This window comes from Methylosinus sp. PW1 (genome assembly GCF_000745215.1).
Taxonomy (GTDB): domain Bacteria; phylum Pseudomonadota; class Alphaproteobacteria; order Rhizobiales; family Beijerinckiaceae; genus Methylosinus.
In genome coordinates this window covers 186,174-213,000 of the sequence record NZ_JQNK01000009.1, presented here as the reverse complement: position 1 = coordinate 213,000, position 26,827 = coordinate 186,174, and the positions used below count along the sequence as shown (strand labels likewise).

Below are 26,827 nucleotides of genomic sequence, written 5' to 3'. Positions count from 1 at the left end.
CCGCTGGCTCATTTGCGGCGCTTCTGCTTCGCGCGCTCGACGCGGCCGCGGCCCGAGAGGCGGCCGCTCTTCATCGGCGCTCCGCGGCGCGAGCCGCTGGCCACCTCGAAGCGCAGGGCGCCGGCGATCGGCGTCGCCTCGACCAGCCGCGCCTCTATGATGTCGCCTAAACGAAAGCTCTCGCCCGAGCCGCTGGTCAGCGCATGGCCGGCCTCGTCATAGCGGAAATATTCGCGTCCCAGCGTCGCCGCCGGAATGAATCCGTCCGCGCCCGTGTCGAGAAGCCGCACGAAGAGTCCGGCGCGCGTCACGCCGGAAATGCGCGCCGGAAAGCGCGCGCCGATCTGCTCGGCGAGATGGGCGGCGATGAGACGATCGATGGTCTCGCGCTCCGCCGCCATGGCGCGCCGCTCGGCGCCGGAGATGCGCGCGGCGATCTCCGCCAGCTCGCCGGCGGAGATTTCGGGCATGGCGCCGGGGCCGAAGCCCAGCGCGCGAATGAGCGCGCGATGCACGACGAGATCGGCATAACGGCGAATGGGCGAGGTGAAATGCGCGTAGCGGCGCAGATTGAGGCCGAAATGGCCGTAATTCTCATGCGTATATTCGGCCTGCGCCTGCGTGCGCAGAATGATCTCATTGACGATATTCTCATGCTCCTTGCCGCGCACGCGCGCGAGGATGACGTTGAAATGCGAGGGCCGCAGCACCTGGCCCTTGGCGAGCTTCACGCCGATCGTCGCGAGAAACTCGGAGAGCGCCGCCACCTTCTCGCGCGAGGGCTCGTCATGGGCGCGATAGATGAGCTGCTGCCGGTTCTCCTCGAGGACTTCCGCCGCCGCCACATTGGCGAGAATCATGAATTCCTCGATCAAGCGGTGCGTCGAGAGGCGCGGCGGCACGACGATTCGATCGACCGTGCCGTCCGCTTTGAGCAGGATTTTGCGCTCGGGCAGCTCCAGCTCCAGCGGCGCGCGCAATTCGCGCGCCTGATCTGCTGATTTATAGGCGCGAAACAGCGGCTCCAGCACGCGTTCCATCAGCGGCGCGCATATCTCGTCCGGGCGTCCGTCGAGCGCCTCCTGCGCCTGCGCGTAATTGAGCTTGGCCTTGGAGCGCATCATCACGCGATGGAAGGAATGGGCCAGCTTATGGCCCTTGTCGCTGATGCGCATGCGCACGGCGAGCGCCGGCCGATCCTCGTTCGGCTTCAGCGAGCAGAGGTCGTTGGAGATGCGCTCGGGCAGCATGGGCACGACGCGATCCGGGAAATAGACCGAATTGCCGCGCTCCAGCGCATCCTTGTCGAGCGCCGAATGCGGGCGGACATAGTAAGCGACATCGGCGATGGCGACGGTGACGATGTGCCCGCCCGGATTGTCGGACGCGGTGTCCGGCTCGGCGAAGACGGCGTCGTCATGGTCCTTGGCGTCGGGCGGATCGATGGTGACGAGCGGCAGCTCGCGCCAATCCTCGCGATGCGCCTCGAGCCGCGCGGGCAGAGCGGCGGCGGCCTCGGCCACGGCCTCGGCGCGGAACTCGTCGGGAACGCCATGGACGCGTAGAGCGATCATGCTGATCGCCTTCTCGGTGGCGAGCGAGCCGAGCGTCTCGCGCACGCGGGCGCGCGGCGCGCCCAGCCGCGTCTTGCCGATGAGATCGACGGAGACGAGATCGCCGTCCTTGGCCTCGCCGCGGTCCTCGGCCGCTATGACCACCTCGCGGCCGGCCTGCTTCTTCTCGACGGGCTCGATATGCGCCACGCCATTGGCGGCGACGCGCAGCACGCCGACAATGCGCGCCCGCGCCTTGGACAAGAGCTTCACCACACGCCCGGCGTAGGGCGGATCATTCGGGCCGGCGTCGCGGTCCGGCTCGGCGCGCACCAGAGCGCGGTCGCCGACGCCGGGCAGCGGCTCGCCGGGCCTCGGCCGGCGCGGCGCGGAGATGCGGATGCGCGGCGGCGCGCCGAGCTCGTCGGAATCCCATTCCGCCGGCGCGGCGATCAGCTCGCCGTCGCGGTCGCGGCCCACTATGTCGGCCAGCACCACGGCGGGAAGCGCGCCCGGCTTGGCCAGCCTCTTGCCGCGCCGCTCCACCGCGCCCTCGGCTTCCAGCTCCGCCAATATGCGCTTGAGCCCGATTCGGTCGGCGCCTTTGACGCCGAAAGCGCGCGCGATCTCGCGCTTGCCGATTTTTCCCGCATTGCCGGCGCGGCTCATCGCCTCGCGCTCACGCGCGATGAAGGCGAGAATATCCTCGCGGGAGGGAAGGGCGGCGGGAGGCGAGACGAGCTCGCGGTTTTTCTTCGTCAAAGCGGATCTCGAAGGCCGCGGAATTGTCCGGGCGGCCGGCGCCGGCAAGTCGTCATATACACTCCAAAGGGCTCCGCGTCGCCGACAGCGTCTCGAGGCGCCGCCGCGGTCCATTCTGCTCCGTTTACGCTTTCTCGAGGTTATCGAACATCAATTGCAATCGTTCGGATCGGTTTAGAGCCGGATGAGAAATTTGCCGTAAGCGTAACCAATCTGATTTCCACATGAACCTCGAGAGTTTCAAATGCGGCCAACATGGACGTCGGGGCGGTCGGCGCTGTCCTTCGCGCGAGATCGGCGCGGCAATGTCGCCATCATACTTGGTCTGACCTTCGTGCCGGTGGTCATGATGATCGGCGCCGGCATCGATTATGGACGCATCGCCGCGGCGCGCGGCTCGCTGCAGCAGGCGGCGGATGCGGCCGTGCTGGCGGTCGCCAAGGGCATCGTCAGCACCACGACCGATCAGCAGGCGCGCAGCCAGGCGCAGGTCTATCTCACCACCAATTATCGCAACGCCACGGCGACGGTGACGTCGGCGTCCATCGCCACCGATCGGCTGTCGCTCTGCATCTCGGCGCAGGCGCAGGTCGCGACCACCATCATGCACATCACCGGGCAGGCCTCCATGTCGACGCAGGTGACGTCCTGCGCCGCGCTGCAAGGCGGCGTCAGCCCGACCGATACTTACGAGATATCGCTTGTGCTGGACAATTCCGGCTCGATGACTCGCAGCACCAGTGGCACGACGAAGATTCAAGCGCTGCAAACGGCCGCGACCAGCTTCGTCAACACAATGTTCACCAAGGCGCCGAACCGGGTGAAATTCGCCATCACCCCCTTCGCCGCGGCGGTCGTCGCCGTCGATCCGACGAGCCCCTCGACGCGCAATGTCGCCTGGGTCGACAAGAAAGGGGCCAATTCTCAGCATTGGATCGCCTTCGGCGGCCAGACGGCGGCCACGGCTGCAGGATTCAGCAGCCGCTTCGATATCTTCACCAAGCTCAAGGCGATCAGTTCGTATTGGGATTGGGGCGGATGCTTCGAGCAGCCGGTCTACCCGCTGAACGTCTTCGACACGACGCCCAATCCTTCGGATCCAGAGACGCTCTTCGTTCCCTATCTCGCGCCCGATGAGCCGGATGCGGGATATGACAACGATTATATCGACGACGACGGCTCGGTGACGACGACGACGCGAACCACCACCAGCAAGGGCAAGGGCAAGAAGACGACGACGACCACCACCACCTGCTCGGATGTGGCCAGCGGCGACTGGAACGAGCTCACGCATGTCTGCAAATATAAGGTGACAGCCGCCGCGGGAGGCGGCGATGGGCCGAACAGCTATTGCCCGGATTATTCGACGCAGACCATCATGCAGTTGACCTCGACGCAGTCCACCGTGACGTCGAAGATCAGCAACCTCGTCGCCAATGGCAACACCAATCTTCACGAAGGTTTCATGTGGGGCTGGCGCACGATATCGCCCAGCCAGCCTTTCGCCAGCGGACGCCCCTATTCCTCGCCCAATAATCACAAGGTCATCGTGTTCATGACCGACGGCTTCAACAATTGGGCGAGCGCGCCGGGAACCGTCACCGGCTCCGACTATGAGGCGGCGGGCTACTACAGCTACAATGGCGCGAAGAACAAGCGTTTCCCCGACGGCTCCGCTGGGGATAAGGTCGATTATCAGACCGCTCTCAACGCCGCTTCCGGCAGCTGGTCGAACTATCACGACAAATCGCGTGAGATGCAGGACGAGCTGACGCTCGAGGCCTGCGCCAACGCCAAGGCGGCGGGCATAGAGATCTTCACCATCGGCTTCTCGATCCCGAGCGATCCGATCGACGATCAGGGCCTGACGCTGTTGAAGAATTGCGCGACCAACAAGGATCATTATTTCGCGGCGACCGATGCGGCGAGCCTCAACCTCGCCTTCTCGACGATCGGCACGGGGCTCGGCTCGCTCAGGCTGACGCAGTGAGATCGGCGCGGCCGCCGTTTCGGCGGCCGCCTCCCGCTCACTTTCCCGAGGCCACCTTTTTCGCAGGCTTCTTGGCCGGCGCCTTGGCGGCGGCCGCTTTTTTCGCCGGCTTCGAATCCTCGAAGGGAACCTCGTCGCTCTCTTCAATGTCCTTCTTGGCGGCGGCTTTTTTCGCCGGAGCTTTGGAGGCGGGCGCTTTGGCCTTGGCGGCGGGGGCCTTTTTGGCCGGCGCCTTCTTGGCCTTCACCGGGCCGCCCTTCTCCTCGATCAGACGGATCGCCTCTTCCAGCGTCACATCTTCCGGGCTCATATTCTTCGGCAGAGTGGCGTTGACCTTGCCGAGATTCACATAAGGCCCATAGCGGCCGTCGCGCAGCGTGATCGCGCCGCCTTGCGGATGCTCGCCGAGCACGCGGCCGCCGCCCGCGGGCGCGCCATTGGCTTTGGCGGCCAAAAGATCGACCGCCTGCTGCACCGTCAGGCTCTCGGGATCGGTTCCCTTGGGAAGAGTGGCGTTGACCTTGCCCCAATTCACATAAGGTCCGAAGCGCCCGCTCTTCACCGAGATCGCGCCGCCCTGCGGATGGTCGCCGAGGGCGCGGCCGGGGTCGGAGGCGCGGCCGAAGCGCGAGCCGCCGCCACCGCTCTCCTTGGTGACGATGAGATCGATGGCGCGATTGCCGCCGATGGTCAGAATATCGTCGTCGCGGCCGATATTGGCGTAGGTCTTCCCGTGCTGGACATAAGGTCCAAAGCGGCCGATGCCGGCGACGATCGGCTCGCCGCTCTCGGGATGCTTGGCCACCTCGCGCGGCAGCGACAGCAGCCGGATCGCCTGCTCGAGGGTCAGCTCGTCGGGCTTTATGCTCTTGGGGATGGAGGAGCGCTTGGGCTTCTCGCCGTCCTCGGTCGCCTCGCCCTCTTGCACATAGTCGCCGAAGCGGCCGCCGCGCAGCGTGATCTCGGCGCCGCTCTCCGGGTCCTGGCCCAGCACCTTCACGCCCGGACGCGCGCCCTCGGCGGCCTCGCCGGTGGGCGGCGAGAGCGTGCGGGTGAAGCGGCATTCGGGATAGTTGGAGCAGCCGATGAAGGCGCCGTATTTGCCGAGCTTCAGCGACAATTGGCCGGCGCTGCAGGCGGGGCAGGCGCGCGGATCGGAGCCGTCGGGCTTGGCCGGGAAAATATGCGGCCCCAAGAGATCGTTGAGGCTGTCGAGCACCTGAGTGGTGCGCAGCTCCTTGGTGCCGTCGACAGCGCCGGAGAAATCGGCCCAGAAGTCGCGCAGCACCTCTTTCCAGTCGATCTCATTGTTGGAGACCTTGTCGAGCTTTTCCTCGAGGCCGGCGGTGAAGTCGAACTCCACATAGCGGGTGAAGAAGCTCTCCAGAAAGGCCGTCACGATGCGGCCCTTGTCCTCCGGCACGAGGCGCTTCTTGTCGAGACGCACATAGTCGCGCTCGCGCAGCACGGCCAGAGTCGAGGCGTAGGTGGAGGGGCGGCCGATGCCGAGCTCTTCCATGCGCTTGACCAGAGTGGCCTCCGTGTAGCGCGGCGGCGGCTCGGTGAAATGCTGGCTGGCCTCGATCTTCTCGCGCGTCGCCGGCTCGCCGGCGGCCATCGCCGGCAGGCGGCCGCCATCCTCGTCCTGATCGTCGTCGCGGCCTTCCTGATAGAGCTCGAGAAAGCCCGAGAAGCGCACCACCTGGCCGGTGGCGCGCAGCTCGAGGCTCCGCTTGCCGACGAGGGCGTCGATATCGACCGTGGTGCGCTCCAGCTCGGCGGATTCCATCTGGCTGGCGATGGTGCGCGTCCAGATCAGCTCATAGAGCTTGGCCTGCTCCGGCTCCAAATGCTTGGCGACATGCTTGGGCAGGCGCGAGAGGTCGGTCGGGCGGATCGCCTCATGCGCTTCCTGAGCGTTCTTGGCCTTCACCGTATATTTGCGCGGAACCTTCGGGACGAAGCGCTCGCCATATTCCTTGGCGATCACATTGCGCGCCGAGGCGATGGCCTCCGGCGCCATGTCGACGCCGTCGGTTCGCATATAGGTGATGAGGCCGGCGGTCTCGCCGCCTATGTCGACGCCCTCATAGAGGCGCTGGGCGATGCGCATGGTCTGCGCCGGTGCGAGGCCGAGCTTGCGCGAGGCCTCCTGCTGCAGCGTCGATGTGGTGAAGGGCGCGTAAGGGTGCCGCTTGACCGGCTTGGCCTCCACCGAGCGAATGGTGAAGGCGGCGGTCTCCAGCGCCTTTTTGAAATCCTCGGCCTCCTGGCCGGAGCCGATGTCGAGGCGGGTGATCTTCTTGCCGTCGGCGCCCGAGAGGCGGGCGGTGAAGGGCTCGCCGGCCTTGGTTTTCAGATGCGCGACCAGCGACCAATATTCGCGGGTGACGAATTTCTCGATCTCCAGCTCGCGGTCGCAGACGAGGCGCAGCGCCACCGATTGCACGCGGCCGGCCGAGCGCGCGCCCGGCAATTTGCGCCACAGCACCGGGGAGAGCGTGAAGCCGACGAGATAATCCAGCGCCCGGCGGGCGAGATAGGCGTCGACCAGCGCCTGGTCGATCTCGCGCGGATGCGCCATCGCGTGCTTGATCGCGTCCTTGGTGACGGCGTTGAAGACGACGCGCTCGACGCGCTTGCCGCCGAGCGCCTTCTTCTTCTTCAATATGTCGAGCAAATGCCAGGAGATGGCCTCGCCCTCGCGATCCGGGTCGGTCGCCAGAATGACCGTGTCGGCGCTCTTGACAGCTTCCGCTATGGCGGAGATGCGCTTGGCCGATTTGGCGTCGCTCTCCCATTTCATGGCGAAATCTTCGGCCGGATCGACGGAGCCATCCTTGGGAGGCAGGTCGCGCACATGGCCGTAGCAAGCGATCACATTGAAATCGCGGCCGAGATATTTGTTGATCGTCTGGGCCTTGGCGGCCGATTCGACGATGACGACATTCATCGAGCAGTCCTTCAGAAATCCGGTCGCGGGCCGCTCGCCTCATGGCTTCGCCGGGGGAGCCCGGCCCGCGTCGGGGCGCGAACATGGGCAAAAGGGGGGCGTCCTGTCAAATTGGGGCTGCGACGGCCATCCGGCTCGCCCTCCCGGCGGAGACGTGGGCTCCAGCATGCGGAAACGCACATTTTCGTCCCTTTCCAGGCGCTATGCAGGGGCGAATGCGGGGCGGAGCGGCTATAGTCGGGCGCGAGAAGGCGCGGCCGAGGTCGCGTTCGGCCCCGAATGATTTTCTCGGACGGAAAGAATTCGCCATGGCCCGATCGAAATTCACCACCGACGATCTCGGCGCGGCGCTGGAGGCCGGCGTCATCGACGCCGAAGCCCATCGGCGGCTCGCGCATTTCCTCGCCGAGCGCGGAAGCGCGGGGGAGGGGGCGCCGCGTTTCGATGTCGTCAATGTGCTCTGGTATATGGGCGCGCTCATCGTCATGGGCGCGATGAGCCTGTTCAGCACCACCGCCTTCGGCCTCTGGGGGCCGCGCGCGCTGATGATCACCTCGCTGGCCTATGGCGTCGGCTTCGCTACGGCGGGCGGCTGGCTGTGGCGTCGGCGCGGCCTGCGCACGCCCGCCGGCCTGCTGGTGACATGCGCCGTCTCCATGGCGCCGCTCTTCGTCTTCGCGCTCCAACTCCTCGGCGGTCATGATCCGACAGAAGCCGTCCCTTACCACGACTTTTATGTCTGGGTGCGCGCGGGCTGGCTGCCCATGGAGCTGGGGACGATCGCCGCGGCGCTGCTGGCGCTGGCGTTTTTTCCTTTTCCTTTCCTCACGATGATAATCGCCTTCACGCTGTGGTTCATGTCGATGGACCTGACGCCTTGGCTCGTCGGCCGGGAGTCTTTCACCTTCGAGCAGCGCGCCAATGTGAGCCTCGCTTTCGGCGCGGTCGTCATCGCCGTGGCCTGGCTCGTCGATCTCCAGCGCTGGCGGGGCGGGGACTTCGCCTTTTGGCTGCATCTTTCCGGGCTTCTCGCCTTTTGGGGCGGGCTGACCGCGCAGCACAGCGGCGACGAGATCGGCAAGGCGCTCTATTGCGCGATCAATCTGGGCCTTCTGCTGCTGTCGCTCGTGCTGATGCGCCGCGCCTACGCCGTCTTCGGCGCTTTCGGCGTGACGCTCTATCTCGGCCATCTGGCGTCCGAGGTGTTCAAGGACTCGATTCTCTTTCCCTTCGCCCTCTCGGGGATAGGCGTCGCCGTCATCGCCGCCGGACTGCTGTTTCATCGCCACGGGCCGCGGCTCGGCGCGGTGATCGGCGCCGCTCTGCCCGAATTTGTGAGGGGATTGCGGCCCGCCCATGCGCGGGAAAGCGCTCGATGACGCGAGGCCGGCATCGGCGATTGCGCTTCGCCGGCGGCCAGTCTATATGGAGGTCATCCCCCGCATGGTAATCCGTAAAAATCGCGGCTTCGGCCCCGCGGCGCGGGATCGGCTTATCTCGCGCATCTTAAGGAGAATCGATCGATGAGCACCGCTCCGCTCATGCCCAAGGCGACCGCCGTCTGGCTCGTCGAGAACACGTCGCTCGCCTTCGACCAGATCGCCGATTTCTGCAAGCTGCACCCGCTCGAGGTGAAGGGCATAGCCGATGGCGAGGTCGCGGCCGGCATTCGCGGGCTCGATCCCATCACCTCCGGCCAGCTCACTCGCGAGGAGATCGGCCGCGGCGAGCGCGACCCGGCCCATCGGCTGTCGCTGTCCGTCTCAAAGGTCAAGGTGCCGGAGGTCAAGCGCCAGCGCGGGCCGCGCTACACGCCGCTGTCGCGCCGCCAGGATCGGCCCAACGCCATTCTCTGGCTGGTGCGCAACCATCCCGAGCTGAAGGACGCGCAGGTCATGCGCCTCGTCGGCACCACCAAGAGCACGCTGAAGGCGGTGCGCGAGCGCACCCATTGGAATTCCGCGGCGCTCGCGCCGATGGATCCTGTGACTTTGGGCCTGTGCTCGCAGATCGATCTCGATTTCGAGGTCAATCGCGCCGCCAAGGATCGTCCCGCCGCGCTCGAGGAGCAGGGCCAGACGCTGCAGCCGGCCGAGATCACGACCGCGCCCCATCACGAGCCGACGACGACCGAGGACGTGTTCGGCAAGCGCCCGCCCGCGCCGCCCGTCGAGGAAGAAGATCATTTCGACGCCGATCGCGTCTTCGGCCGGATGAAGAACCTCGATTTCGACGATTGAGGGGGCGCGACAATCTGGCGCATTTACCGCAGGCGGCGCCCTGTGATTATGTGCCGACAGGTTCAGCCCCAGTCGGCTCGCGGATGAGCGTTCTGGAGGAGAGACCAAAAAAAGTAACGCCAGCGACTGGCGGTCACCGGCGTTACGTTTGGACGATTGGTCTGGGAACTCGCGGACAGAGACTCCCGGCTTTCTGCGTCCGATCAGGGGGATAAGTCGATCGGTTGGGCTTATTTGAAATAGAAGCCGAGAATGCCGCCCGCGAGGGCGCCGACGACGGCAGCGGAAAGCGTGTTTGCGACGCCGCCGAGGCCAGCAGCGCCGAGGCCGCCGAGCAGAAGGGCGCCGACGCCCGCGAAGATGTAGACGGTGGTGTTGAGCTCGAAGTCTTTTTCAGCCATCGATGTCACTCCTCTGGTTTCCAGAACGTCCCGCCTTATCGTTCGAGCGGTGGCGGGTACGCTCTTGCCCCTCTCTGCGGGGCTGTCTTTTCGACGATGGTCAGCCTAACATAACCTTGTCGACTGTCCAGCGCGCTCGGAGCGCGCATTTCCAGTTTTTGCGGCCTTTTTTCTCTCCTCGAGGCAAATCAAGCGCTTGGCGCGGGGCCTTCGGATACAGTCAAAATCTCGAAAAATGGCGTAGCGACGCGATGCGGCTTGGAATGTCCTCGCTCGCGCGCTTATATCCGCCCGCATGACAGCCGAATCTCCTTCACGCGACTTTCGCTCCCGGCTGCGCGCCTTCGACGCGCTGAAGCCGCTTTTTCCCTATGCCTATCGCTACAAGGGTCGAATCGCGCTCGCGCTGATCGCTCTCGGCGTGGCGGCGGTCTCCACGCTCACTCTGCCGCTCGCCGTGCGCGGCATGATCGATCACGGGTTTTCCTCCGATGACCCTTCCGCCGTGAACGCCTATTTCGGCGCGATGGTGGGCGTCGTCGCGATTCTCGCGCTCGCTTCGGGCACGCGCTATTATCTGGTGATGACGCTCGGCGAGCGAATCGTCGCCGATCTGCGCGACGATTTCTTTCGCCATCTCACATCGCTCGACGCCGGCTTCTACGACCGGACCAAGACCGGCGAGCTGACCTCTCGCCTCACCGCCGACACGACGCAGCTCAAATCCGTGTTCGGCTCCTCCGTGTCGATCGCCTTGCGCAATCTCTTCATGTTCGCCGGCGCAATCGTGATGATGGTGCTGACGAGCCCGAAGCTCACCGGCGTAGCGCTGGCGGCCATTCCCTGCATCGTGCTGCCGCTCATCGCCTCCGGGCGGGTGATGCGACGGCGCTCGCGCCATGCGCAGGACCGGCTGGCCGCGGCCAGCGCCTACGCCACGGAAAATCTCGCGGCGGTCCGCACCATGCAGGCCTGCAATGCGCAGCAAGTGGCGGCCGAGCGATTCGGCGCCGCCGCTGAGGGCGCCTATACGGCCGCGCGCGACGCCACGCAGACACGCGCAATCGTCACCTCGGTGACGATCTTCCTGGCCTTCGGCAGCGTCGTCGCAATGTTGTGGCTGGGCGCGCAGGATGTGCTGGCCGGCCGCATCACCACGGGCGTTCTCTCTCAATTCGTGCTCTACGCGGTGCTGGCGGCGAGCTCGCTCGGAGAATTGTCGCAGGTCTGGAGCGAGGTGTCCGCCGCGGCGGGCGCCGCCGGCCGCATCGGCGAGATTCTCGCGATAGCGCCCGCCGTCGCCGCGCCTTCCGTTCCTGTCCATCTGCCGAAGCCCGTTCGCGGCGGCATCGCCTTCGATGATGTCGGCTTCTCTTATCCTGCGGGCTCTGGACGGGCGGCCTTGGATGGGCTGAGCTTTTCCGTCGCGCCGGGCGAGCGCATCGCCATCGTCGGCCCATCCGGCGCCGGCAAATCGACCGTGTTTCAGCTGCTCGAGCGCTTCTATGATGTGTCGCGGGGGGCGATCACGATCGATGGCGTCGATCTTCGCGCGCTCGATCCGATCGAGCTGCGCAGCGCCATCGCGCTCGCGCCGCAGGACCCGATCGTCTTCGGCATGAGCGTCGCCGAGAACATCGCCTATGGCCGCGAGGGCGTCTCGCGCAGCGCGATCATCGAGGCGGCAAAGCGTGCGCAGGCGGCGCAATTCATCGAGGCGCTGCCGGAGGGCTATGACACGGAGATCGGCGAGCGCGGCGTCACGCTCTCCGGCGGCCAGCGCCAGCGCCTCGCCATAGCGCGCGCCATTCTCGCCGATGCGCCGATCCTGCTGCTCGACGAGGCGACTTCGGCGCTCGACGCCGAGAATGAGGCATTGGTGAAAGAGGCGCTGCATGACGTGATGCGCGGCCGCACCACGCTCGTCATCGCCCATCGGCTGGCCACAGTGCTCGAGGCCACCCGCATTCTGGTGATGAGCGAAGGCCGCATCGTGGAGCAGGGGACGCATGCGAGCCTCGTCGCCGCGGGCGGCCTCTATGCGCGGCTGGCGCGGCTGCAATTCGACACGGGCGCGGAAGCGGCGGCGCTGGAGATGGCCTGACTTTCCCGTCCGCGGGCGGCCTGGATAGAGTTTTCCACCGCGGGCGCTCGTCGATTTTGCCTTCCGTCATATTGGTGCTATGAGCACGCGCCAACCCGGAAGACGGCCCAAGTCGCCGTCTTTTCGTCGTCCGGCCTCGAGCATGGCCGGTTTTTGCGCCCCCGAGGGAGTTGGCTTCATGACATCATACGCACGACCGCCGTTGCACGAGGCTCTGACCTTCGACGATGTGTTGCTGCGTCCGAGCCATTCGCTGGTGATGCCGTCGCAGGTCGACATATCGACGCGGCTGACGCGCGACATAACTCTCAACCTGCCGATCATCTCCTCCGCCATGGACACGGTGACGGAGGCGCGCCTCGCCATCGCCATGGCGCAGGCCGGCGGATTGGGCGTCATCCACCAGAACCTCACCCCCGCCGCCCAGGCCGCCGAGGTGCGCAAGGTCAAGCGCTATGAGAGCGGCATGGTGGTCGATCCGATCACCATCTATCCCGACGAGACGCTCGCCGACGCTTTGTCGCTGATGGCGCGCTATGGCATTTCCGGCATTCCGGTGGTCGAGCGCGGCCATGGCGGGAGGCCCGGAAAGCTGGTCGGCATTCTCACCAATCGCGACGTGCGCTTCGCCGACAATATGCGCGAGCCGGTCGCCGAGCTGATGACCAAGCAGCTCATCACCGTGCGTGAGGGCGTCGATCAGGAAGAGGCGCGCCGCCTCCTGCATCATCACCGCATCGAGAAGCTGCTCGTCGTCGACGAGGATTATCATTGCGTCGGCCTCGTCACGGTGAAGGACATAGAGAAGGCGACGCTGCATCCCCATGCGGCCAAGGACGCCGAGGGGCGGCTGCGCGTCGCCGCCGCCGCCACGGTCGGCGATCGCGGCTATGAGCGCGCGCTGCAATTGATCGACGCCGGCGTCGATCTCATCGTCATCGACACGGCTCATGGCCATTCGCAGGCCGTGCTCGATCAGGTCGCCCGCATCAAGAAGATCACCAATAAGGTCTCCATCGTCGCCGGCAATATTGCGACCCGCGAGGCGACCAAGGCGCTGATCGACGCCGGCGCCGATGCGGTGAAGGTCGGCATCGGCCCCGGCTCCATCTGCACCACGCGAATCGTGGCGGGCGTCGGCGTGCCGCAGCTCACGGCGATCATGGACGCCGCCGAGGAGGCGTTCAAAGCCGGCGTGCCGGTTATCGCCGATGGCGGCGTCAAATATTCCGGCGATCTCGCCAAGGCCATCGCCGCCGGCGCTTCCGCCGTGATGATCGGCTCGCTGCTGGCGGGCGCGGAGGAGGCGCCCGGCGAGGTGTTCCTCTATCAGGGCCGCTCTTTCAAATCCTATCGCGGCATGGGCTCCGTCGGCGCGATGGAGGCGGGCTCGGCCGCCCGCTATTTCCAGCAGGATGTGAAAGAGAGCCTGAAGCTGGTGCCGGAGGGCATAGAAGGCCAGGTGCCGTATCGCGGGCCGGTCGGGCCGATCCTCTATCAGCTCGCCGGCGGATTGCGCGCCGCCATGGGCTATGTCGGCGCGCCGACGATCCCAGAGTTCCAGACCAAGGCGGAATTCGTGCGCATCACCAACGCCGGCCTACGCGAGAGCCATGTCCATGACGTGACGATCACGCGCGAGAGCCCGAACTATCCGACGGGCGGCGCCTGACATGCGTGCGCTCGTCCTCGGCGCGGGAGCCGTCGGCGGCTATTATGGCGGACGGCTCGTCGAGGCGGGCGCGGATGTGACTTTTTTCGTGCGCGAGGCGCGGGCGCGGCTCCTCGCCGAGCACGGGCTGCGGATCGAGAGCGCGCTCGGCGGCGCACGGCTCGATGTCAGAACGGTCTGTGATCCAAAGACGCTCGCGCCTTTCGATCTGGTGATCCTCTCCTGCAAGGCCTATGATCTCGACGATGCGCTGGAGACGATCGCCGGCGCCGTCGGACCGCAGACGGGCGTGCTGCCGCTGCTCAACGGGCTCGTCCATCTCGATCGCATCGCCGCGCGCTTTTCGCGGGCGACCGTCTTCGGCGGCGTGGCGCGCATCAGCGCGACGCTCGGCGGCGATGGAATCGTGCGGCATTTCGGCGTGCTGAACCGCGTGGATTTCGGCGCCCGCGACGGCGGCGCCGACGCCCGCCTCGAGGCGTTGCGCGACTTTTTCGCGCGGACGCCGGTCGATGCGCGGCTCTCCGGCGAGATAGAACAGGAGCTGTGGGACAAATTCGTGTTTCTGGCGACGCTCGCCGGAATTACCACGCTCATGCGCGCCAGCGTCGGGACCGTGCTGGCGACGCCCGCCGGCGAAACGCTGATCCTGCGCCTGCTCGCCGAATGCGAAGATATCGCGCGCGCCGAGGGCCATGCGCCGGCGCCGGAGAAATTCGCCGATTTCCGCGCCGAGCTGACGCGGCCGGGCTCGCCGCTCAAAGCCTCCATGCTGCGAGACATGGAGCGGGGCGGCCCGACCGAGGGCGAGCATATTCTCGGCGACATGCTGGCGCGAGCGCAGCGCGCCGGCGTCGCGGCCCCGGTGCTGGAGATCGCCGCGACCAATGTGCGCGCCTATGAGGCGAGCCGAGCGTCCGCCGGCTGACGGCACAAATTTCGCGTAAATCTCGGTCTCTTCGGCGAAAGGCGCCGCAGACCGGGGATTTGAGACAATGAGCGATCCGAGCGCGAGCCTCGCCAAGGCGGAAGAACAGGTGCTCGCCGCCGCGCGGCGCAATTTCGACAGCTTCTTCCGCTGGGTCGCCTTCCTCGATGAATCGATCAAAAAGGATATCGGGCCGAAATTCGGCGTCGAGCTGGCGCTGAAGGCGAGCGCCGTCGAGCAGAAGGTGATGGGCCTGCTCTTCGTCTCGCGCCCGCTGAAGGAGCCGCTGCCGCTGCCCTTCGAGATCGAGGGAAGCTCGATCCGCTTCGGCCATCCGAAATTCGAGCGCGACGACGAGGCCACCGGCGAGAAGACGACGCGCTACGACGTCTCCACCATAGATGATGTGAACCGTATTCTGGGCGATGTGGTGCAGGATTTCATCGGCTGAGCCGGACGCGTCTGGGCTGAGCCGGCCGGGGCATGGCATGTCGATTGCTATCTAATTCTGAGACAAGCAATCACGCGGGTCCTGGTCCTTTCAACGGGAACCCGGCCCTTTGTCGGAGATCGGACATGCTGCCGCAAGTCGTCCTGGTCGATGGCGTCCCCAGATGCGTTATTCGCCCGACCGATCAAAAAGCGCTCGACCGCTTCGTGCGCAATAGCAGGAAATGGCTCCAGGCCGGCAATGCCGAAGCCAAATGCACCTACCGCCCGGCCGATGACACGGAGCGGGCCGTGTGGACCGACGCGTTCGAGCTGCACAAGGCCGCCGGCTCGGATGAGGAGAGCTTTTTCGGCATTCCCCTCGTCGCCGCGGCGGCAATGGCGGCGGCGCCGTCCGAATAGCCGCCTCAGTCGACTTTGCAGCGGATCGGGGCCGGCGGTTGCGCCGGTCCGGTCGTCGCCTGCGCGGCTGCGGCCAGGGCCAGCGGACAATTGGCGCAATCGTGACCGGCGCAGCCCGCGCAAGGGGAGGGCGCGGCCGTCGCTTGAGCCGGGGTGGCGCCTGCCAAATTCTGCGCATCGGCGCCGGGCTGGTCGCTCGCGGCGGCCCAGGCGGAGCCGGCCATCAGCAGAGCGGGCAGGGCGAGAGCAAAGCTTTTTCGCATGGCGAATTTCCTAGTGCTGGCCGGGCGCGAGCTTCACGCCGCGCCGCTCGAAAGTGATGTAGGAGACGAGCGCCGTCATGCGCGGATCGTCGGGCGCGAGATTGGCGCCTTGCAACGGATTGCGAATGCACCAATTCGCCATTTCGAAAAGCTGCGCGACCTTGCCGAGCTGCTTCTGGAACTTGGGGTAGGTCTCGGGGTGCGTGTTGGCGGCGTTGGGGTGGCATTGCGCGCAGGCGACGCCATTGGTCCCGAGCGCGCCGCTCGTCCATAATTCGCGGCCCTTGGCGGCCACCTGCTCGAACTCTTTTTGATAGCGCTCGACGTCGGTCTTGGTGAATTCATCGGCGCGCGCCGTCGTCCCGCCGAAGGCGGCGAGACTGAATGCGAGGAGCAAGGTCGAGCGAAGCATGGCGAACTCCGATCAATAATGAGTCTGCGGCAGACGGCGCTGCGTCGGCTCCTGATAGGCGATATCGACCGGATGGCCGGCCTTGTGGTCGAAGGCGACGGTGCGCTGGTCATTGTCCCAGAGCTGATAGCGCGCGGTGACGCGGCCCGAGCCTATGTCGATCAGCTGCCATCCGGTGGCGTCGCGCTCGAAGAAAGGATCGGCGCGGTTCATCGGAATGGTGAGCACGGGCAGATGGCTCTCGGCCTGCGCATAGCTCTGCGGATAGGGCCAGGGCCACGCGGTGGCCATCACCGAATTGAAGCTGATGTTGCCGATCTGATTATATTGGATCTGATGGACATGGCCGTAGATGACGTTCACGCTGTCGAAAGGCGCGAGCAGCGCCTGCACATCCTCGGCGTCGTCGGTCCAGAAATTCCAGCCCTTGTAGATTTTCTGCAGCGGCGAATGGGAGAAGACGACGATCGGCGTCTTCTTGTCCAGCTTGGCGAGATCATTGGCGAGCCATTTGCGCTGCTTGTCGCCGACCATGAAGGGCGAGCCGTTGGGATTGTCGAGCCCCGCCATTTCCAGCATGCGCTGCTCGGCCGATGGCCAGCGATGGAAGGTCCATTGCTCGCTGGTCAAAATCGAGTTCAGCACGATGAAATGCACGCCCTTATGGTCGAAGCTGTAATAATGCGGGCCGTAGAGCTTGCTCCAATAATCGCCGAGATCGAGATAATAGTCGTGCTCGCCCATGACGGCGTGAAGCTTGCCCTTCAGCTTGGAGAGAATCTCGGCGCCGTGGTCCAGCTCCTCGCGCTTGCCGAGCTGGGCGAGATCGCCGCCGAAGATGACGAAATCCGATTCCGGCTTCACCAGATTGGCCTCGGCGACGGCGCGCTTCAGCCCCTGATCCCAATTGCGCACGAAGCTCGCGCCTTTGATCTGCTGGATATGCGCGTCGGAAATATAGGTGAAGGTGAAATCCTCGCGCGTGCCGCCGAAGGCGAGCGTGACCATGCTGATCGGCAGAGTGGTCAGCGCCGCGCCGGCGCCGGCTCCCGCAAGCACGCTGCGCCTGGTGATGAATTCGCTCATCTGCTCGGCTCCCTTGTCGTGACCGCGTGGCGCGGCGCGCTCATCTCGTTTTGGCGCCGAAATAGGCCGGCGTGGTGAGCGTTTCCATGAAGGCGACGAGATCGTCCATCTGCTGCTCGGAGAGATTGAGAGGACGAATGCCGCCGGAGAGATAGTCGTTGACCTGGGCCGGATCGCCCTCGCTGCGTCCGCCATTATTATAGTGCTTGACGACATCCTTCAGCGTCTTCAGCGAGCCGTCGTGCATATAGGGCGCTGTCACCGCCACATTGCGCAGGGTCGGCGTCTTGAAGGCGCCGATCACATCGAACTGATCGGTGACGGCGAAACGGCCGAGCTCGGAGGTTTTGGGATCGGTGAGCACGGCCTTGTCGACATCGACGCCTCTCGCCTTGGCGGTCAGAAATTCCGCCGAGAGGCGCGGAACCTCGAATTGCGCGCGATTGATGCCGACGCCGATATTGTGGAAGCGATTATCGGTGAACAGCGCCTGATCTTGCTCGATCACATGGCAGGAGACGCAGCGTCCCTGGCCGACGAAGACCTCGAAGCCGCGCTTGGCGGCCTCCGATATCGCATTCTCCTCATTGCCGAAGCGCCAGCGGTCGAAAGGCGAATCGCCGGAAATAATGGTGCGCTCATAGGCGGCGATGGCCTTCTTCACCTCCTCCATCGTCACGCCGTCGCCGGTCTTGCCGAAGGCCTTTTTGAACAGCTCGACATAGAAGGGGTCGGACCGCGCGATGAGCAGAATGGGCTCATGCGTCGGCAGTCCCATCTCGACCGGATTGAGGAAGGGATGCTGCGACTGATCCTCGAGCGTGGGCGAGCGGCCGTCCCAGAAAAAGGAGGTGAAATAGGCGGCGTTTATCACCGTCGGGGCGTTGCGCGTCCCGGTCTTCTTGCCGACGCCCTCGGATGTGCGCAGCGGACTGTCGGTGAAGGCGTGATCGTCCTTGTGGCAGGTGGCGCAGGCGACCGCGCCGTCCGAGGAGAAGCGTAGATCGTGGAACAGGCGATTGCCCAGCGCGATCTTGTCCGCCGTCTGCGGATTGTCCTGCGGGATCGTCACTGGGGGAAGCCCCAGCGGCTCGGCGACGCCGACTCCCGCGAAACCGAGCCCTGCGAAACCGAGCCCTGAAAGACTGAGCATTGCCGCGAGCGTCGTCGCGGCGCGCTTGCGCACGGCCATGTCTTCCTCCCCGTCGCGCCTGTCGGATAGGAGCCGCTTCTTTTCTCGGCGCGATGGCCATGATCCTGCCTGGAATTTCTCTCATCGGCAAGGCGTCATGCGGCCGAAGCCATGTTTTTGTCGCCAATGGCACGCTTTTTGTCTTGGCCTTCGCCAGTAACATCGGCTGTGCGGCGCAACAAATATTGCCCTTGCCGATTGTGAGAAAATTATCTGAGCGCCAGGGGGCGTCATCAATTCGACATGACCGGCAAAATCGTCGAGCTATAGTTGCAATTACATGATTTCTCCCATTTTGGCGCATTATCGCCTTTGCCCGTGAGCCCAGCTTGTGGTAGGCGGGCGACGGTTCGGGCCTCGGCTGTTCGCAGCGCAAGCTCGATCCCCATCGGAGGAGCCCTGGGAAAATGTCACGAGCATTCATCGCTGCGCTGAGCGCGCTGGCGCTGGTCCCTTTCGCCGCGGTCGCCGGCGATCTGCGGTCGGACGCCAACGCCGTTTTCAAGCCGATCACCCCGGCCGCGGCCACAAAGGCGGTCAAGAACAACGATGTCACACCTGCCAAGATCGAGCTCGGCAAGCAGCTGTTCTTCGATCCGCGCATATCCTCGAGCCAGCTCATCAGCTGCAACTCGTGCCATAATCTGAGCCTCGGCGGCGTCGACGCCGGCTCGACCTCCATCGGCCATGGCTGGCAGAAGGGTCCGCGCCGCGCGCCGACCGTTCTCAACGCCGTGTTCAACGCCGCCCAGTTCTGGGACGGCCGCGCCGAGGATCTGAAGGCGCAGGCCAAGGGTCCGGTGCAGGCCGGCGTGGAGATGAACAACACGCCCGCCAATGTCGAGGCGACGCTGAACAGCATTCCGGGCTATGTCGCTTCCTTCCAGAAGGCCTTCCCCGGCGACAACAAGGCCGCCAGCTTCGACAATTTCGCCAAGGCGATCGAGGCCTTCGAATCGACGCTGGTGACGCCCAATTCGCGCCTCGACAAATTCCTCGGCGGCGACGAGGCGGCGCTGGACGCGACGCAGAAGAAGGGCCTGCGCCTCTTCCTCGACAAGGGGTGTAGCGCCTGCCACGACGGCGTGAACGTCGGCGGCGGCAATTACACGCAATTCGGCGCGGTGTCGAAGCCCGCTGCGGCCATTCTGCCGGAAGCGGACAAGGGCCGTTTCAACGTCACCAAGAGCCCGGCGGACGTCTTCTCCTTCCGCGTCGCGCCGCTGCGCAATGTGGCGCTGCGCGCTCCCTACTTCCACACCGGCCAGGTGTGGACGCTGGAGGAGGCCGTCAATGTCATGGCGAAAACGCAGCTCGGCCTCGAGCTCGCGCCCGACGAGACCTCGGCCATCGTCGCCTTTCTCGGCGCGCTGACCGGCGATCAGCCCAAGGTCGAATATCCGGTCCTGCCGGGGCGCACCAATGCGACGCCTCAGCCGCAGCAGGAGATCGCCGCGAAGCACGCTCACTGAGCCGCTTCTCGCGCCGACCATCCCAGAGCCTCCGCGCATCACTGCGCGGAGGCTTTTTCTATGGCGCGCGACATTCTACCTTCGCCCATCTCGCCTTCGACGAGGCTATTGCGACTGGAGCCGCGCCATGGATCTCTCACCAATTTGGACAAACGCACGAATTTCGACCCGATCGCGCATTTTCGCCGGAGCGGCGCTCTTGCCGCTGCTCTTTAGCCTTTCCGGCCACGCGACCGCGGAGGCGCGGAACCCTTTCGCCGCCATCGGCCATATCGTCGTGATCTACACGGAAAACCGCAGCTTCGATAATGTCTTCGGCCTCTATCCCGGCGCCGATGGGCTCGGCATAGGCGCGGATCGCTTCGCCCAGGTCGATTTCGACGGCAAGCCTTTCGGCGAGCTGCCGCCGATCCGCGGCGATAAGGGCGTCGACGCCCGCTTTCCCGCCATTCTTCCCAATGCGCCTTTCGCGATTGACGCTTTTCTGCCCAATGCGGAGAAGACGCCCGATCTGACGCATGATTTCTTCCAGGAGAAGGAGCAGATCGATGGCGGGAAGATGGATCGTTTCGCCGCCGTTTCCAGCGCCGGCGGCCTGGTGATGGGCTATTACGACGGCCGCTCGCTGGCGCAATGGCGCCTCGCGCAGGAGTTCACGCTCGCCGATCATTTCTTCCACGGCTTCTTCGGCGGCTCCTTCGTCAATCACATGTTCCTCGTCTGCGCCTGCGCGCCGACCTTTCCTTCGGCGCCGCCGTCGCTGATCGCCGAGGTCGACGAGGCGACCGGCCTTCTCGCCCGCGCGGCCGACTCGCCGACGAGCGCTCGCGTCGGCCCGCCGCGCTACAAAAAGTCCGGGCCGGTGACCAGCGACGGCTTCGTGGTCAGCACGATGCAGCCGCCGACCCCGCTCTCGCCGCTCGAAGCGCCATCGGGCGTAGGCCTGCCGCCGCAGACGCAGCCGACGATCGGCGATCGCCTTTCCGAAAAGGGCGTCTCATGGGCGTGGTATGCGGGCGGCTGGAACGACATGCGGGCCGGGCGCATCCGCCAGCGCGAGGCGCCGGAATATTTCCAGACGCATCACCAGCCCTTCCTCTATTTCGCGAATTTCGCGCCTGGAACGCCGGCGCGCGAGCAGCATTTGAAGGACGCCGATGATTTCTTCGCGGCGGCGGAGGCGGGGACGCTGCCCGCGGTCTCGTTCTACAAGCCGGTCGGCAAATTCAACGAGCATCCCAATTACGCCGATCTGAAGACCGGCGACGCGCATCTCGCCGATGTCGTCGCGCGGTTGCGGCGCAGCCCCAATTGGAAGGACATGCTGGTCATCGTCACCGCCGATGAGAATGGCGGCGCCTGGGATCATGTCGCGCCGCCGCAAATCGACCGCTTCGGCCCCGGAACGCGCGTGCCCACGCTGATCCTTTCGCCCTTCGCGAAAAAGGGATTCGTCGATCACACGACCTATGACACAGCGGCGATTCTGGCGACGATCGAGACGCGCTTCGGATTGGAGCCGCTCACCGGGCGCGACAAGGGCGCCGCGGACCTGCGCAATGCGTTGGATACTGTGGCTCCGGAGCCGGCGAGAGCCGCCCGCTGACCGGCGCCGCGCCGCGGCTCAAGTCATTCTGTCACAGCCTAGGTGGGGAGGACTACCTGAGGCTGTGGCGCCTGATCTATGGGCGCTGTCGGAATTTTTAAGCAACTGAAGTAAGATGATTTATTAGTGAGGCATCGGGCGCCTGCGACAAATGCCGCGGGTGGGAGCGCCCGAAAGTGCGGCGCCACATAAACTGCCTGATAGCGTGCTGTATACCATTCTATAGATTATTTTGACCTACCCTATTGGATATTGTCATTACGAAGCGGAACGGAAATGGTTGCGGCTCGCCGAACGAGGGCGTTTTGGATGTTTTGGCGCTGGGAGGCGCCGGGGGGTCTGGGGCTTTCGTTTCGCGCGGCGGTTTCGAGAAAATTCGTCTCCGAGCAAAGAAGAAGAATGCCGTCGTCGGGTCCTTTTGAGAGGGGTCGTCGGGCGGTGAGAGCGGGAGGTCGGGACAGCGGCTCGTCGAGCACGAGGCCGCGGCTGCGACAATCAACCGTTGGAGACGAAGGCGCGTGCCGAGCAGGGAGGCGGGACGCGGCGAGATCGCTTCGAGAATCCCTGGGAGCACTTAGGAGGAATTGAGATGAGCGTAACGACAGAGACATCGGCCGGCGCAGCCGCCGGCTCAGATGCCATCGTGGACTTGAAGGGCCTGTGGATCGGCGTGTCCGTCCTCAATGTTTTCTACCTCTTCATCCGCATCTATGAGCAGATCTTCGGCTGGCGCGCGGGCCTCGACTCGTTCGCTCCGGAGTTCCAGACGTATTGGCTGACGATGCTGTGGACGGAAATTCCGCTGGAGCTCGTCGCCGGTCTCGGCCTCGCCGGCTATCTGTGGAAGACCCGCGACCGCAATGTCGACGCGGTTTCTCCGCGTGAGGAGCTTCGCCGTCACGTCGTGCTGCTGCAGTGGCTGACGGTCTACTCGGTGGCCATCTACTGGGGCGCCAGCTTCTTCACGGAGCAGGACGGCACCTGGCACATGACGGTGATTCGCGACACGGACTTCACGCCGTCGCACATCATCGAGTTCTATCTCAGCTACCCGATCTACTCGATCTTCGGCGTCGGCTCGTTCTTCTACGCCAAGACCCGCATTCCGTTCTTCGCGCACGGCTATTCGCTGGCGTTCCTGATCGTGGCCATCGGCCCGTTCATGATCATCCCGAACGTCGGCCTGAACGAGTGGGGCCACACCTTCTGGTTCATGGAAGAGCTGTTCGTCGCTCCGCTGCATTGGGGCTTCGTGTTCTTCGGCTGGATGGCTCTGGGCGTGTTCGGCGTCGTCCTGCAGATCCTGGCCGGCGTGAAGCGCCTGCTCGGCAAGGACGGCGTTGCGGCGCTGATCGGCTGATAGCGGCCTGAACTCTCGGCCGCCCGCTCTGGCGGACGGCCGCCTCCGGCGAATGAATTTTCCGAATGCTCTCGGAACGTGAGGCTTCGTCCGAGCGGCCGCCGGTCGGCGGCTCGGACGGGGTTTCGGAGAGCGGGCGGGAAGCGTGGCCGCCGGGGTGACGCATTCAAAGGACAATCCGGCGCGAGAGAGCCGGAGGCAGGTCTCGAGACGCCGGCGCGAAGACGCCGGGCGGACAGACACCAAGGAGAAGAGTGATGTCTACATCGAAGAGCGGGGGGGCTATCGGGCCTTTCCATTCTGTCGCGGAAGCGGCGGGATGCGTTAAGACCTCCGATTGGCTGATTCTGACGCTGCTGTTTCTGGCAGTGCTGGGCGGCTATCATATTCACTTCATGCTGACGGCGGGCGACTGGGACTTCTGGGTCGACTGGAAAGACCGTCGTATGTGGCCGACGGTCATCCCGATCCTGGGCGTGACCTTCGCGGCCGCCGCTCAGGCGTTCCTGTGGGAGAACTTCCGTCTCCCGTTCGGCGCGACCTTCGCGGTTCTGGGTCTGCTCATCGGCGAGTGGATCAACCGCTATGTGAACTTCTGGGGCTGGACCTACTTCCCGATCAGCCTGGTGTTCCCGTCGGCTCTGGTCGTTCCGGCCCTGTGGCTGGACATCATCCTGCTGCTGTCGGGCTCCTATGTGATCACGGCTGTGGTCGGCGCCCTGGGCTGGGGTCTGCTGTTCTACCCGAACAACTGGCCGGCGATCGCCGCCTTCCATCAGGCGACGGAGCAGCATGGTCAGCTGATGTCTCTGGCTGATCTGATCGGCCTCCACTTCGTCCGCACCTCGATGCCGGAATACATCCGCATGGTCGAGCGCGGCACGCTGCGCACCTTCGGTAAGGACGTCGTGCCGGTGGCCGCGTTCTTCTCGGGCTTCGTGTCGATGCTCGTGTACTTCCTGTGGTGGTTCGTCGGTAAGTGGTACTCCACCACGAAGGTGATCACCAAGATCTGATCGGCCGCAAGGCGACGGATCGCGATCCCTCACGCGAGGAGGGGCGGCTGCGAAGGGCTCCTTAGAAGAGAGTCCGGGAGAGCCGCTCCGGCAAGGACGACAGCGGACGATCGGCCCGACGGGCCGGTCCGCGAAGAGAAACTTGGGAGGTTGTTCCATGAAACTGTTGGAGAGAATGGCCGTGCTGGCGACGGGACGCGTCGCTCGGCTCTTCGGCCTGGGCATGGCGGCTGCGGTCGCTGCGACGATGGGCTCCGTCGCTCCGGCGTCGGCGCACGGCGAGAAGTCGCAGCAGGCGTTTCTGCGCATGCGCACGCTGAACTGGTATGACGTGAAGTGGTCGAAGACCTCGCTGAACGTCAACGAGTCGCTGGTGCTTTCGGGCAAGGTGCACGTGTTCTCGGCTTGGCCGCAGGCCGTGGCGAACCCGAAGTCGTCGTTCCTGAACGCCGGCGAGCCCGGCCCGGTTCTGGTTCGCACGGCTCAGTTCATCGGCGAGCAGTTCGCTCCGCGTTCGGTTTCGCTCGAGGTCGGCAAGGATTACGCCTTCTCGATCGAGCTGAAGGCGCGCCGCGCCGGCCGCTGGCACGTCCATGCGCAGATCAACGTCGAAGGCGGCGGCCCGATCATCGGACCCGGCCAGTGGATCGAGATCAAGGGCGACATGGCCGACTTCAAGGACCCGGTCACGCTGCTGGACGGCACGACCGTGGACCTCGAGACCTACGGCATCGACCGCATCTACGCTTGGCACTTCCCGTGGATGATCGCGGCTGCGGCCTGGATCCTCTACTGGTTCTTCAAGAAGGGCATCATCGCTTCCTACCTGCGCGTCAGCGAAGGCAAGGAAGACGAGCAGATCGGTGACGACGACCGTCGCGTCGGCGCTATCGTTCTGGCGGTGACGATCCTGGCGACGATCATCGGCTACGCTGTCACCAACAGCACCTTCCCGCGCACGATCCCGCTTCAGGCCGGCTTGCAGAAGCCGCTGACGCCGATCACCGAGGAAGGCACTGTGGGCGTCGGCACGAAGGTCGTGACGGCGGATCTCAAGGGCGGCGTCTACAAGGTGCCGGGCCGCGAGCTGACGGTTCAGGTGAAGATCACGAACAAGACGGACGAGCCGCTGAAGCTCGGCGAGTATACGGCGGCGGGTCTCCGCTTCCTGAACCCCGACGTGTTCACGACGAAGCCGGAGTTCCCCGACTATCTGCTGGCGGACCGTGGTCTGTCGACGGATCCGACGCCGATCGCGCCGGGTGAGACGAAGACGATCGAGATCAAGGTGCAGGACGCGCGTTGGGACATCGAGCGTCTCTCCGACCTCGCCTATGACACGGACAGCCAGATCGGCGGTCTGCTGTTCTTCTTCGGCCCGTCGGGCAAGCGCTACGCCACCGAAATCGGCGGCCCGGTCATTCCGAAGTTCGTCGCCGGCGACATGCCCTGATCGAGCTCTCTGAAGCCTGAAAATACCGCCGGCCGGGCCTCGCGCCCGGCCGGTTTCTTTTTGCGGAGCGGGGGGGCGGCTTCGTGTTCCGGAGCAAGAACGCCGCAGTTATATCGGAATGCGATATATGCGGCGTTTGGACGCAGGAGAAATTGTCGCGTCCGCGCCCGAACACGCATAGAATTTATCCATAGAGTCTCACGTTGGCGGTGATCTCGCAGGAGCGAGCTGCGCCGCGGCAAGTCGACGAAATAGCGATTTCAAATCGATTCCTTTTTGCACTAAGAAAAATCGGGACAAGCGAGGGCGAGGCGATCTCGCTCTCTCGAAGCTCGAAGCAAAAAAAGACGACGCGGCGACCCTCGAGGCGCGCGTGGTCGGGAGGAAGGAAAGCGATGATCGTCCGATCCGTGAGACCTTGTCTATTGGCGCTTGCGCTGTTCTTCGCGTCCTTCGCCGCTTCTCCGGCTCGCGCCGGCGGCGACGGACCGGAAGCGATGGTCATGGACAATATGTGCATGGTCATGTTCGGCTATGACATGATCCACATCACGGCCTATGAGGCCGAAGGCGCGCGCGATCAATATTGCGACCATATTCCGATCGTCGGCCGGATCATCTTCACTTTCGATATCGCCAATCCGGATTTTCGCGATCTGCCGCTCGAGCTGCGCATCATTCGCGATCCGCTGACGCCGATCTCGGCCGATGCGGATCTCGAGCCGCTCACCATCATTCATCTGCCGCCGAAGCGCTACAGGACCGGCACCTTCAATTTCGAGCACAAATTCACCGAAAAGGGTCATTTCATCGGCTATGTGACGCTCACCCGAGCGAATGGCGAGAAAGAGACCCAGCAGTTCAAATTCATGGTCGGCCAGACGCTTTGGTCCTTCGTGCCGCAGGCGCTCGGCGTCGTGCTGATCGCGCTGATGGTCGGCGCCTATTGGCGCCATAGCCACACCAAGCCGAAGGCGGCCGATCCTGCGGATGCGCTGAAGTCGTCGTGAAGGCCGCCGTCTTGAACGGATGCGGCCGACCGACCAGATCATGAGACGAAAAAGCGAATAATTTGGGAGGAGCGACGATGAAGATGAAGTTCGGAGCCGGCCTCGTGGCGGCGTTTCTATGCATGAGCGCCGGCGCGGCCTTCGCTCATTCCTTTCTGGTCGACGCCTCTCCGTCGGCCAAGGATCACGTCGCCGCTTCGCCGAAGCTCGTGAAGCTGCGTTTCGGCGGCGGCGTCGAGCCCAATTACTCGACGATCGCGATCCTCGACGCCAATGGCAAGACCGTCGTCGAAGGCGCGAAGGGCGCGCCCGACAAGCCGCGCGAGCTGACGCTCGACGCGCCAGATCTCGCGGCGGGCAAATATGTCGTGAAATATCGCGTTCTCTCCTCGGATGGCCACATCGTCGAGGGGAAATACGAGTTCACGGTGGACGCTCACTAAGTCTGGCTCAGAGCAGCTTCAAAAAATCTCGGGCGGCGCCGATCGGCGGGGCGCCGCGC

General features: G+C 64.8%; 23 protein-coding genes. 16 read left to right on the top strand and 7 right to left on the bottom strand.

Features of this window, described 5'->3' with window-relative positions:
* Positions 1-8: 8 nt before the first annotated feature.
* Positions 9-2,315, bottom strand: coding sequence for a ribonuclease R (gene rnr / locus K369_RS10380; RefSeq protein WP_036290942.1), 2,307 nt, complete (start codon positions 2,313-2,315; stop codon positions 9-11).
* Between the two features lie 244 nt (positions 2,316-2,559).
* Between rnr and K369_RS10375 the strand changes: the two genes are divergently transcribed.
* Positions 2,560-4,305 (top strand): TadE/TadG family type IV pilus assembly protein, encoded by a 1,746-nt coding sequence (locus tag K369_RS10375; RefSeq protein ID WP_036290939.1) that lies wholly within the window; start codon positions 2,560-2,562, stop codon positions 4,303-4,305.
* A 37-nt stretch (positions 4,306-4,342) separates the two neighbouring features.
* Here the strand turns inward: K369_RS10375 and topA are convergent, their stop codons facing one another.
* Positions 4,343-7,258, bottom strand: coding sequence for a type I DNA topoisomerase (topA, locus tag K369_RS10370; protein ID WP_036290936.1), 2,916 nt, complete (start codon positions 7,256-7,258; stop codon positions 4,343-4,345).
* 308 nt (positions 7,259-7,566) lie between these two features.
* Between topA and K369_RS10365 the strand changes: the two genes are divergently transcribed.
* Together K369_RS10365 and K369_RS10360 are read left to right on the top strand one after the other, a co-directional pair.
* Positions 7,567-8,637, top strand: coding sequence for a hypothetical protein (locus K369_RS10365; RefSeq protein WP_036294790.1), 1,071 nt, complete (start codon positions 7,567-7,569; stop codon positions 8,635-8,637).
* 144 nt (positions 8,638-8,781) lie between these two features.
* A complete protein-coding gene (locus K369_RS10360; protein ID WP_036290934.1) occupies positions 8,782-9,498 on the top strand; it encodes a DUF1013 domain-containing protein in 717 nt (238 codons plus the stop codon).
* 230 nt (positions 9,499-9,728) lie between these two features.
* Here the strand turns inward: K369_RS10360 and K369_RS27135 are convergent, their stop codons facing one another.
* Entirely contained in the window at positions 9,729-9,899 is a 171-nt protein-coding gene (locus K369_RS27135) for a hypothetical protein (protein ID WP_198033097.1), read from the bottom strand.
* 295 nt (positions 9,900-10,194) lie between these two features.
* On the opposite strand from K369_RS27135, the gene K369_RS10350 reads away from it, so the two are divergent.
* The 5 genes from K369_RS10350 to K369_RS10330 all read left to right on the top strand — a co-directional run bounded on the left by K369_RS10350 (position 10,195) and on the right by K369_RS10330 (position 15,455).
* The gene (locus tag K369_RS10350; protein ID WP_036290931.1) at positions 10,195-12,003 is read left to right on the top strand and encodes an ABC transporter transmembrane domain-containing protein; all 1,809 of its coding nucleotides are present in this window, start codon (positions 10,195-10,197) and stop codon (positions 12,001-12,003) included.
* A gap of 178 nt (positions 12,004-12,181) precedes the next feature.
* On the top strand, positions 12,182-13,675 hold the full coding sequence (gene guaB, locus K369_RS10345; RefSeq protein WP_036290928.1) for an IMP dehydrogenase: 1,494 nt from the start codon (positions 12,182-12,184) through the stop codon (positions 13,673-13,675).
* 1 nt (position 13,676) lies between these two features.
* Positions 13,677-14,603 (top strand): 2-dehydropantoate 2-reductase, encoded by a 927-nt coding sequence (gene panE, locus K369_RS10340; RefSeq protein ID WP_036290926.1) that lies wholly within the window; start codon positions 13,677-13,679, stop codon positions 14,601-14,603.
* 67 nt (positions 14,604-14,670) lie between these two features.
* Positions 14,671-15,054, top strand: a complete 384-nt coding sequence (locus tag K369_RS10335; protein WP_036290924.1) for a hypothetical protein — start codon at positions 14,671-14,673, stop codon at positions 15,052-15,054.
* 125 nt (positions 15,055-15,179) lie between these two features.
* Complete coding sequence (locus K369_RS10330) at positions 15,180-15,455, top strand: hypothetical protein (protein ID WP_024880178.1); 276 nt, start codon at positions 15,180-15,182, stop codon at positions 15,453-15,455.
* Positions 15,456-15,460: 5 nt separating this feature from the next.
* On the opposite strand, the gene K369_RS10325 is transcribed toward K369_RS10330, so the two are convergent.
* From K369_RS10325 to K369_RS10310, 4 genes are read right to left on the bottom strand one after another with little or no spacing between them, the layout of a single operon-like run.
* On the bottom strand, positions 15,461-15,718 hold the full coding sequence (locus tag K369_RS10325; protein ID WP_036290921.1) for a hypothetical protein: 258 nt from the start codon (positions 15,716-15,718) through the stop codon (positions 15,461-15,463).
* A 10-nt stretch (positions 15,719-15,728) separates the two neighbouring features.
* Positions 15,729-16,130, bottom strand: coding sequence for a cytochrome c (locus K369_RS10320; RefSeq protein ID WP_036290919.1), 402 nt, complete (start codon positions 16,128-16,130; stop codon positions 15,729-15,731).
* A 12-nt stretch (positions 16,131-16,142) separates the two neighbouring features.
* A complete protein-coding gene (locus K369_RS10315; RefSeq protein ID WP_036290917.1) occupies positions 16,143-17,216 on the bottom strand; it encodes a metallophosphoesterase in 1,074 nt (357 codons plus the stop codon).
* Positions 17,217-17,256: 40 nt separating this feature from the next.
* Positions 17,257-18,408 carry a cytochrome-c peroxidase gene (locus tag K369_RS10310; RefSeq protein ID WP_036290915.1) on the bottom strand — a complete coding sequence of 384 codons (1,152 nt, stop codon included), beginning with the start codon at positions 18,406-18,408 and terminating at the stop codon, positions 17,257-17,259.
* Between the two features lie 53 nt (positions 18,409-18,461).
* On the opposite strand from K369_RS10310, the gene K369_RS26430 reads away from it, so the two are divergent.
* The 8 genes from K369_RS26430 to K369_RS10275 all read left to right on the top strand — a co-directional run bounded on the left by K369_RS26430 (position 18,462) and on the right by K369_RS10275 (position 26,768).
* Positions 18,462-18,692 (top strand): hypothetical protein, encoded by a 231-nt coding sequence (locus tag K369_RS26430; RefSeq protein WP_198033096.1) that lies wholly within the window; start codon positions 18,462-18,464, stop codon positions 18,690-18,692.
* Positions 18,693-18,815: 123 nt separating this feature from the next.
* On the top strand, positions 18,816-19,880 hold the full coding sequence (locus K369_RS10305) for a cytochrome-c peroxidase (RefSeq protein WP_036290913.1): 1,065 nt from the start codon (positions 18,816-18,818) through the stop codon (positions 19,878-19,880).
* Between the two features lie 127 nt (positions 19,881-20,007).
* Positions 20,008-21,486, top strand: coding sequence for an acid phosphatase (gene acpA, locus K369_RS10300; protein WP_036290911.1), 1,479 nt, complete (start codon positions 20,008-20,010; stop codon positions 21,484-21,486).
* A 589-nt stretch (positions 21,487-22,075) separates the two neighbouring features.
* Entirely contained in the window at positions 22,076-22,846 is a 771-nt protein-coding gene (gene amoC, locus K369_RS10295; RefSeq protein ID WP_084570631.1) for a bacterial ammonia monooxygenase, subunit AmoC, read from the top strand.
* 257 nt (positions 22,847-23,103) lie between these two features.
* Entirely contained in the window at positions 23,104-23,862 is a 759-nt protein-coding gene (amoA, locus tag K369_RS10290; protein ID WP_018265152.1) for a bacterial ammonia monooxygenase, subunit AmoA, read from the top strand.
* A gap of 157 nt (positions 23,863-24,019) precedes the next feature.
* Positions 24,020-25,315, top strand: a complete 1,296-nt coding sequence (amoB, locus tag K369_RS10285; protein WP_036290909.1) for a bacterial ammonia monooxygenase, subunit AmoB — start codon at positions 24,020-24,022, stop codon at positions 25,313-25,315.
* A 395-nt stretch (positions 25,316-25,710) separates the two neighbouring features.
* A complete protein-coding gene (locus K369_RS10280) occupies positions 25,711-26,325 on the top strand; it encodes a hypothetical protein (protein WP_036290907.1) in 615 nt (204 codons plus the stop codon).
* 77 nt (positions 26,326-26,402) lie between these two features.
* Entirely contained in the window at positions 26,403-26,768 is a 366-nt protein-coding gene (locus tag K369_RS10275; protein ID WP_036290905.1) for a copper resistance CopC family protein, read from the top strand.
* The last annotated feature ends 59 nt before the right edge of the window (positions 26,769-26,827 follow it).

Coding starts and splice junctions, on each gene's coding strand:
- topA (WP_036290936.1), bottom strand. CDS start 7,258: ATGAATGTCGTCATCGTCGAATCGGCCGCCAAGGCCCAGACGATCAAC.
- K369_RS10375 (WP_036290939.1), top strand. CDS start 2,560: ATGCGGCCAACATGGACGTCGGGGCGGTCGGCGCTGTCCTTCGCGCGA.
- K369_RS10325 (WP_036290921.1), bottom strand. CDS start 15,718: ATGCGAAAAAGCTTTGCTCTCGCCCTGCCCGCTCTGCTGATGGCCGGC.
- guaB (WP_036290928.1), top strand. CDS start 12,182: ATGACATCATACGCACGACCGCCGTTGCACGAGGCTCTGACCTTCGAC.
- K369_RS10365 (WP_036294790.1), top strand. CDS start 7,567: ATGGCCCGATCGAAATTCACCACCGACGATCTCGGCGCGGCGCTGGAG.
- K369_RS10315 (WP_036290917.1), bottom strand. CDS start 17,216: ATGAGCGAATTCATCACCAGGCGCAGCGTGCTTGCGGGAGCCGGCGCC.
- K369_RS10280 (WP_036290907.1), top strand. CDS start 25,711: ATGATCGTCCGATCCGTGAGACCTTGTCTATTGGCGCTTGCGCTGTTC.
- K369_RS10330 (WP_024880178.1), top strand. CDS start 15,180: ATGCTGCCGCAAGTCGTCCTGGTCGATGGCGTCCCCAGATGCGTTATT.
- K369_RS10320 (WP_036290919.1), bottom strand. CDS start 16,130: ATGCTTCGCTCGACCTTGCTCCTCGCATTCAGTCTCGCCGCCTTCGGC.
- K369_RS10310 (WP_036290915.1), bottom strand. CDS start 18,408: ATGGCCGTGCGCAAGCGCGCCGCGACGACGCTCGCGGCAATGCTCAGT.
- K369_RS10335 (WP_036290924.1), top strand. CDS start 14,671: ATGAGCGATCCGAGCGCGAGCCTCGCCAAGGCGGAAGAACAGGTGCTC.
- K369_RS27135 (WP_198033097.1), bottom strand. CDS start 9,899: ATGGCTGAAAAAGACTTCGAGCTCAACACCACCGTCTACATCTTCGCG.
- K369_RS10360 (WP_036290934.1), top strand. CDS start 8,782: ATGAGCACCGCTCCGCTCATGCCCAAGGCGACCGCCGTCTGGCTCGTC.
- amoC (WP_084570631.1), top strand. CDS start 22,076: ATGAGCGTAACGACAGAGACATCGGCCGGCGCAGCCGCCGGCTCAGAT.
- panE (WP_036290926.1), top strand. CDS start 13,677: ATGCGTGCGCTCGTCCTCGGCGCGGGAGCCGTCGGCGGCTATTATGGC.
- K369_RS26430 (WP_198033096.1), top strand. CDS start 18,462: ATGGCCATGATCCTGCCTGGAATTTCTCTCATCGGCAAGGCGTCATGC.
- K369_RS10305 (WP_036290913.1), top strand. CDS start 18,816: ATGTCACGAGCATTCATCGCTGCGCTGAGCGCGCTGGCGCTGGTCCCT.
- acpA (WP_036290911.1), top strand. CDS start 20,008: ATGGATCTCTCACCAATTTGGACAAACGCACGAATTTCGACCCGATCG.
- amoB (WP_036290909.1), top strand. CDS start 24,020: ATGAAACTGTTGGAGAGAATGGCCGTGCTGGCGACGGGACGCGTCGCT.
- K369_RS10350 (WP_036290931.1), top strand. CDS start 10,195: ATGACAGCCGAATCTCCTTCACGCGACTTTCGCTCCCGGCTGCGCGCC.
- K369_RS10275 (WP_036290905.1), top strand. CDS start 26,403: ATGAAGATGAAGTTCGGAGCCGGCCTCGTGGCGGCGTTTCTATGCATG.
- amoA (WP_018265152.1), top strand. CDS start 23,104: ATGTCTACATCGAAGAGCGGGGGGGCTATCGGGCCTTTCCATTCTGTC.